Origin of the sequence: Bacillus sp. GMs2/2 (assembly GCF_050172095.1) — a bacterium.
In the GTDB taxonomy this organism is placed as follows: Bacteria; Bacillota; Bacilli; order Bacillales; family Bacillaceae_G; genus Bacillus_A; species Bacillus_A cereus.
Map to the genome: position 1 here is coordinate 1 of NZ_JBNLYE010000198.1, position 7,355 is coordinate 7,355.

The window sequence follows — 7,355 nt, forward strand, 5'->3', positions numbered from 1 at the left end:
GGTAAAGAGGGGACGGACATGGCAGCAATTCAGGCAAAAAACGGGCCTACTGAGAAATTAAGTTTATTCTTATTAACATGGCCTATTTTTCTAGAAGTTTTTCTTTTTATGTTGATGGGGATCGCTGATACTTTCATGTTAAGTGCATTATCAGACGATGCTGTATCTGGGGTTGGTGCAGCGAATCAATATCTTCATATTGCGATTTTGGTATTAGAAGTCATCGGGAACGGCGCTGCTATCGTTGTATCTCAATACCTCGGTTCCAAACGCTTTATGGAAGCATCTAAAATATCAGCATTAGCCGTCACATTAAATTTAATAGTTGGGCTCGTTATAAGCGCTGGTTTTCTTTTATTTTCGAAACATATGATGCTCGCAATGAACTTACAAGGCGATGTACTAACGTATGCGCAAAACTACTTATCTATCGTCGGAGGAGCCATCTTCCTACAAGCTATTATTAACTCATTAGCCGCAATTATCCGTGTACACGGTTTTACAAAGCAAGCGATGTTTATTTCACTCGGAATGAATATGATTCATATCGCTGGAAACTACGTACTCATTTTCGGGAAATTTGGTTTCCCTGAGCTCGGTGTACAAGGGGCTGCAATTTCTTCCGCTATCAGTCGATTGATCGCACTTATTGTTTTCTTCTGGTTACTATACCGCGTTATGGAATATCGTGTGAAATTACAATATTACTTCACTTTATCCAAAGAATACATTGGGAAAATTTTAAAAATTGGCATTCCATCTGCATTTGAACAAGTGATGTATCAAGCTTGTCAAATCGTCTTCCTTTATTACGCAACGTACTTAGGAACGGAATCATTAGCTGCTAGACAATACGCTACTAACATTTCCATGTTCACTTATTTATTTGCAATTGCAATTGGTATGGGAACAGCCATTATTATTGGCCGCCTCGTTGGTGGTGGCGAAAAAGATGAAGCATACGAACGCTTATGGAAAAGTGTAAAATGGGCAATTGGTGTAACTTTATGTATGGTCGCTCTCGTTATTACATTCCGTACACAATTAATGGGACTGTTTACAGATAATCCGCACATTATCGGGTTAGGCGCAAGTGTTCTTTTACTAAGTGTACTACTTGAAACGGGACGTACGATGAACATCGTCATCATTAATTCGCTTCGTGCAGCTGGTGATGCAAAATATCCTGTTTTAATCGGTGCATTCTCTATGGTGTTAATGAGTTTACCACTAGGTTACTTTTTCGCCTTTCATTTAGATATGGGGCTCGTTGGTATTTGGCTAGCAATCGCCATCGACGAATGGACACGTGCCATTATTATGTTCTTCCGCTGGAAAAGTAGAGCATGGGAGCGTTATGCGCTTGTTAAACCTGAAGAACAAGAGGAGAATGTTTCTGTTCAAGTTCAGTAATTTTGCATATGGATATCACTAATGATACATGAGATTTATATCGGCGATTCTTTAAATATATCGACTGACCGACAAATGTATACAATTCTTTTATATAGTAGAAAAAGAGCCATCCTTCCATAACAGAAGAATGGCTCTTTTTCTTATTGATAAATCTCTTTATATTTCTTGTACTCCGCTTCCGAACATAGTACGAAATGTCCTGGGCGAATTTCACGCATTGTTGGTGCTTCACTACCATAATTATGCTGTGATGGATCATATACGATACGTTTACGATTGCGCTCATAATCTGGATCTGGAAGTGGAATCGCTGATAATAGTGATTTCGTATATGGATGAATTGGATTCGCATATAATTCATCACTTGTTGTTAACTCAACGATTTGGCCACGGTACATTACACCAATACGGTCACTAATGTATTTTACCATTGATAAATCATGGGCGATGAATAAGTATGTTAAACCTTTTTCTTTTTGTAACTTTTTCAGTAAGTTTACAACTTGCGCCTGAATCGATACGTCAAGTGCTGAGATCGGCTCATCGGCAATGATAAATTCTGGGTCTACAGCAAGCGCTCGAGCGATACCGATACGCTGACGTTGTCCACCTGAGAATTCGTGTGGGAAACGGTTTGCGTGCTCTTTATTTAAACCAACTGTGTTTAATAGTTCATGAACACGGTCCATGCGCTCTTTTTTACTTTTCGCTAGTCCGTGAATATCGATACCTTCTGCAATAATATCCCCTACTGTCATACGAGGGTTTAATGATGCATATGGATCTTGGAAAATCATTTGCATTTTACGGTTGAATTTCTTCAGCTCTGCGCGTGATTTTTTACCATGTACATTTTCACCATCGAATAACACTTCACCAGCAGTTGCATCATATAAACGAATAATCGTTCTTCCAGTTGTCGATTTACCACAACCTGATTCTCCTACAAGACCAAATGTTTCTCCGCGGTAAATATCAAATGAAATATCATTAACCGCTTTGACAACACCACCACTCACGTCGAAGTGCTGCTTTACATTTTTTACTTCAATTAATTTCTCACGTTGTTTAGTCATGTTGTTCACCTGCTTTCATTTGAAGAATGCGTTTTTCAACGACTGCCGGCGGTTTTACTTCTGGAGCTTGCTCGTGAAGTAACCAAGTTGCCGCATAGTGCGTATCACTTACTTTAAATAAAGGTGGGTCCATTTCAAAATCAATTTTCAGTGCCTGTGGGTTACGTGGTGCAAAAGCATCTCCCTTTGGCGGCTTCAATAAATCTGGAGGCGTTCCAGGGATTGCATATAACTCTTCTTCTGAACCATCTAAACTTGGCATAGATGCGATTAAACCCCAAGTATATGGGTGTTTCGGATTGTAGAAAATTTCATCTACAGTTCCAATTTCAACAACTTTACCAGCGTACATAACTGCCACTCGGTCCGCAACGTTTGCTACTACACCTAAGTCATGCGTAATGAAAATGATTGCTGCTTCTGTTTTTTGCTGAATGTCTTTCATAAGTTCTAAAATTTGCGCCTGAATCGTAACGTCTAGCGCTGTTGTCGGCTCATCGGCAATTAATAATTTCGGGTTACAAGCTAACGCCATCGCAATAACTACACGCTGTCTCATACCACCTGAGAATTGGTGAGGATATTGTTTTAAACGAGCTTCTGGATTTGGAATACCTACAAGGTCAATTAACTCTAAAGCAACTTTACGTGCATCTGCTTTACTCATCCCTTGGTGTTTAATTAGACCTTCCATAATTTGATTTCCAATTGTCATCGTTGGGTTTAATGATGTCATTGGATCTTGGAAAATCATCGCAATATCTTTACCGCGTACTTGCTGCATTTCTTTTTCTGTTAATTTTGTTAAGTCACGACCTTCAAATACGATTTCACCATTTTTAATGCGTCCAGGAGGATTCGGAATTAATCCCATTAACGCTTTAGAAGTAACTGATTTCCCTGAACCAGATTCTCCTACAATCGCCAATGTTTCTCCTTTTTTCAAATCAAAAGTAACGCCGCGTACAGCTTGTACTTCACCTGCATGTGTATCAAAGGAGACTTGTAAATCTTTTACCTCTAACAATGTTTTCATCTTTGCCTCTCCCCTCTTTTACTTACGCATTTTTGGATCTAACGCGTCGCGTAATCCGTCTGCCATTAAGTTAAACGCTAAAATTAATATACTGATGACAACCGCAGGGATGAACATCATATGCGGATACGTTTGAATAGATTTATAACCATCATTTACAAGAGAACCTAGTGACGCAAATGGTGGCTGAATTCCTAAACCGATGAAACTTAAGAACGCTTCACCAAACACCGCTGATGGAATTGTAAACATCGTCATTACGATAATAGGTCCCATTACGTTTGGAATTAAATGTTTCACAATTAATTGTGTATTTGTTGCACCTAATGTACGAGATGCTAATACATATTCTTGGTTTTTTAACTTTAAGATTTGTCCACGAACAATACGCGACATCCCTATCCAACCTGTAATCGCCATCGCAAGTGTAATTGACCAAATACCAGATCCCATAATGATTACCATTAAAATAACGATGATTAAGTATGGAATACCGTTAATAATCTCCATAATACGTTGCATAATGTTATCTACTCTACCGCCGTAGAATGCTGAAATACCTCCGTATGCAACCCCAATTACTAAGTCAATTGCTGCCGCTAAAAGAGCGATATATAATGATACGCGTGTACCTTCCCATGTTCTTGTCCATAAGTCACGGCCAAGGTCATCTGTACCAAACCAGAAGTACTCTTTAATATCACGTTTTTCATATTGGTCAACACCATATTGATCTGTACCGTCAAATGGTAACCAATGAACATTTTCAATAACTGGAATTTTTGGTGGTAATTTCGCACGACCTAAATCTTGCTCTTTATACGAGTGTTTACTTACCATCGGTCCAAAAATCGCTAATAGCGCAATGATAACTAACAATACAAGGCCAAGCATCGCACCTTTATGTTGGAATAAACGTCTTCTTACATCTTGCCAAAACGTTAAGCTTGGACGGGCAATGACTTCATTATCAACATTATTTTGATTGGCTTGTTGAAATAAATCTGGAGATAATTTTTGTACATCTTTCATCATTTTTTCCCTCCCGCTAAACGAATACGAGGATCAATAATTCCGTATAAAATATCGACAATGAAAATAACTAAAATGAAGATCGCACTATAGAAAATCGTAGTTCCCATAATAACTGTATAGTCATTTAAAGTAATCGATTTAACGAATTGTTCCCCAAGTCCTGGTACAGCATAAATTTGCTCGATAACAAGTGTTCCTGTAATTAATGCCGCAACCATTGGTCCTAAAATTGTTACAACTGGAATTAACGCGTTACGAAGTGCATGTTTGACAATGATAACGCCTTGGCTAATTCCTTTCGCTTTCGCTGTTAAAATGTAATCGGCTTGCATAACTTCAATTAATTCTGCACGAGAGAAACGTGCGATTGTCGCGATAACTCCCATCGATAATGCAATTGTAGGCATTACAGTAAACTCTGGTCCTTTCCAGAATGCTACTGGGAACCAGCCTAGTTTTACCCCTACGAAATATTGCAGTAATGCGGCGAATACGAATGATGGTACCGACATTCCGAGTACCGAAATAACTGTTGCACTATAATCTACCCACGTATTATTACGAAGTGCGGCAACAATACCTAAAATTAAACCGATAAATGTTCCTAATATAATCGCTTGTAAACCTAATTGGGCTGATGGTCCAATACGATCCACAATCATGTCTGTTACTGGGCGGTTATCATATTGGAATGATACCCCTAAATCACCTTTTGCTAAGTTACCTAAGTAACGTGCATATTGAACTGGTACCGGATCATTCAATCCGTATTTTTCAAGAATGATTTCTTTTTGTGCCGGTGATAGCTTCTCCTGGTTTTTAAGCGGAGAACCCGGAAGTAATTTCATCAAAAAGAAAGTCATTGTAGTAATTAAAAATAATGTCAAAGCCATGTACACGAAACGTTTTAATACATAACGTCCCATAGTCAAGCACCTCCCCGTTTTTCTCAAAAGCAATAAGATAGTTTAAAATATTCTTACTTTTATTTTTTTAAAATAAGAGCATATGCCCATCATAGGCATATACCCTTGTAAACGATGGAAAAAAAAGATTATTTTTGTTCAACAGATGCCCATTTGTAAGTTAATTTACCACCATAGTTAATTGGGATAATATCTTTTACGGCACCTTTTACTACATACGCTGAACCTTTTTGGAAGATTGGAGTGATAACTGCATCCTCTTTAATTAACATCTTCTCTACTTCTAGAAGGTTGTCCCAGCGAGCTTGTAAATCTTTTGTATCTGTTTTAGCTTTTAGGATTAACTCATCATATTTCTGATTAGAATACCCTGTTTTATTTTGAGAACCATTCGTAACAAACATATCTAAATATGAGATTGGATCTGGGAAATCTGGTCCCCAAATACCAAACGCAATATCATATTGCTGAGAATCTTCTAATTTATTTTTTTGTGCGAATGGTTGCTGTTTAATTTTAATTGATAAACCTGGTAAGTTCTTTTCCATCTCACCTTTTAAGAATTCCCCAACTTTTTTAGCATCTTCATTATCAAAGTTTAAGAATTCTAGTTCGATTTTATCAGTTCCAAGCTCTTTCTTCGCTGTTTCCCAAAGCTTTTTTGCTTCTTTTGGATTTGTTTCAACTAGCTTTCCATTTTCAGCTCGGAAATCTTTTTTATTTGGACCTTCAGCGAAATCTTTTCCAACAAATCCGTAAGCTCCAATTGCGCCGTTATTTAAAATAACTTTTGCAATGTTATCACGGTCAAAGGACATTGAAATTGCTTTTCTTAAGTTTTTATTACTTAAGTACTGATTACTTTGATTAAATCTTAAGTAAGCAACCCCTGCCTCTTTTCTTGTTTGGAACTCTGGGCTTTTTCTAAACTTATCAACAAATTCAGACGTTAAAGCCGCTCGATCAATCGCGTTTGTCTCATATAAATTTACATCAGTTGCTGTATTTTTTACAATATTAAAGTTGATTTCTTCGATTTTAACCGTTTTATTATCCCAATATGAAGGATTCTTCTTGAATTGGAAACTTTGTTCATGTTTCCAATCACTCATAACGAATGGACCGTTATATAATGTTGTATTTGCCTCTAAACCAAATTTGTCACCTTGTGCTTTTACAAAGTTTTCATTTAGTGGGTAAAATACTGGATAAACTGTTAAATCGATAAAGTAAGGAACGGGATTGTCTAATTCTACTTCTAGTGTATAATCATCAATCGCTTTTACACCTAATTGGTCAGCAGGTAATTCTTTTTTATGAATTTTCTCTGCATTTTTAATATCGAACATAATGTATGAATACGTTGCTTTTGTATCTGGATTTACTGCTCTTTTCCATGAATACACAAAGTCTTTAGCTGTTACAGGTTCCCCATTCGACCATTTCGCATCTCTTCTTAATTTAAATATGTATTTCTTCCCATCATCTAGCTTTTCGACATCTTCTGCAACTCCAGGCATTCTCTTTTGATCTTTGCCAATACGATATAAACCTTCCATCGTATTATTTAATGCTGTAGAAGATGAAGAATCAGATGCTAATGATGCATCCATTGACGGAATTTCAGATAACTCTGTTAAATTAAGAATCTGTTTTCCGTTACTACTACTCGTAGCGTTCTCTTTCCCTTTTGCTTTTGCGTCATCTTTTTGGTAGCTACACGCGCTAAGCAACATACTTGCAGTTAAAGTTGATGCAAGTAATAACGGTATCTTTTTCTTCATGTTGTGTTGCCTCCCCTAATTGCACTTCCTGTACCCTCACTTGTTAAAAAGTAGAATTGAAAGAATAATCTCCAAGTTTCTA

Annotated in this window: 6 protein-coding genes; 1 reads left to right on the top strand and 5 read right to left on the bottom strand. The window is 37.3% G+C overall.

Features of this window, described 5'->3' with window-relative positions:
• Positions 1 to 18: 18 nt before the first annotated feature.
• The gene (locus tag ACQGS6_RS19670) at positions 19 to 1,413 is read left to right on the top strand and encodes an MATE family efflux transporter (RefSeq protein WP_000719017.1); all 1,395 of its coding nucleotides are present in this window, start codon (positions 19 to 21) and stop codon (positions 1,411 to 1,413) included.
• 143 nt (positions 1,414 to 1,556) lie between these two features.
• Here the strand turns inward: ACQGS6_RS19670 and ACQGS6_RS19675 are convergent, their stop codons facing one another.
• From ACQGS6_RS19675 to ACQGS6_RS19695, 5 genes are all read right to left on the bottom strand, one after another.
• The gene (locus tag ACQGS6_RS19675) at positions 1,557 to 2,492 is read right to left on the bottom strand and encodes an ABC transporter ATP-binding protein (RefSeq protein ID WP_000166348.1); all 936 of its coding nucleotides are present in this window, start codon (positions 2,490 to 2,492) and stop codon (positions 1,557 to 1,559) included.
• On the bottom strand, positions 2,485 to 3,528 hold the full coding sequence (locus ACQGS6_RS19680; protein ID WP_000854346.1) for an ABC transporter ATP-binding protein: 1,044 nt from the start codon (positions 3,526 to 3,528) through the stop codon (positions 2,485 to 2,487). Before ACQGS6_RS19680 ends, ACQGS6_RS19675 begins: the two co-directional genes overlap by 8 nt.
• Before the next feature lie 18 nt (positions 3,529 to 3,546).
• A complete protein-coding gene (opp3C, locus tag ACQGS6_RS19685) occupies positions 3,547 to 4,563 on the bottom strand; it encodes an oligopeptide ABC transporter permease (RefSeq protein ID WP_000974106.1) in 1,017 nt (338 codons plus the stop codon).
• Positions 4,560 to 5,489 (bottom strand): oligopeptide ABC transporter permease, encoded by a 930-nt coding sequence (opp3b, locus tag ACQGS6_RS19690; protein ID WP_000534172.1) that lies wholly within the window; start codon positions 5,487 to 5,489, stop codon positions 4,560 to 4,562. Before opp3b ends, opp3C begins: the two co-directional genes overlap by 4 nt.
• A 128-nt stretch (positions 5,490 to 5,617) precedes the next feature.
• Positions 5,618 to 7,273, bottom strand: a complete 1,656-nt coding sequence (locus tag ACQGS6_RS19695; RefSeq protein WP_000727219.1) for a peptide ABC transporter substrate-binding protein — start codon at positions 7,271 to 7,273, stop codon at positions 5,618 to 5,620.
• Between the last annotated feature and the right edge of the window lie 82 nt (positions 7,274 to 7,355).

Excerpts from the sequence above, each read along its gene's own strand:
- ACQGS6_RS19670 (WP_000719017.1), top strand. The coding sequence starts at position 19 with ATGGCAGCAATTCAGGCAAAAAACGGGCCTACTGAGAAATTAAGTTTA.
- ACQGS6_RS19675 (WP_000166348.1), bottom strand. The coding sequence starts at position 2,492 with ATGACTAAACAACGTGAGAAATTAATTGAAGTAAAAAATGTAAAGCAG.
- ACQGS6_RS19680 (WP_000854346.1), bottom strand. The coding sequence starts at position 3,528 with ATGAAAACATTGTTAGAGGTAAAAGATTTACAAGTCTCCTTTGATACA.
- opp3C (WP_000974106.1), bottom strand. The coding sequence starts at position 4,563 with ATGATGAAAGATGTACAAAAATTATCTCCAGATTTATTTCAACAAGCC.
- opp3b (WP_000534172.1), bottom strand. The coding sequence starts at position 5,489 with ATGGGACGTTATGTATTAAAACGTTTCGTGTACATGGCTTTGACATTA.
- ACQGS6_RS19695 (WP_000727219.1), bottom strand. The coding sequence starts at position 7,273 with ATGAAGAAAAAGATACCGTTATTACTTGCATCAACTTTAACTGCAAGT.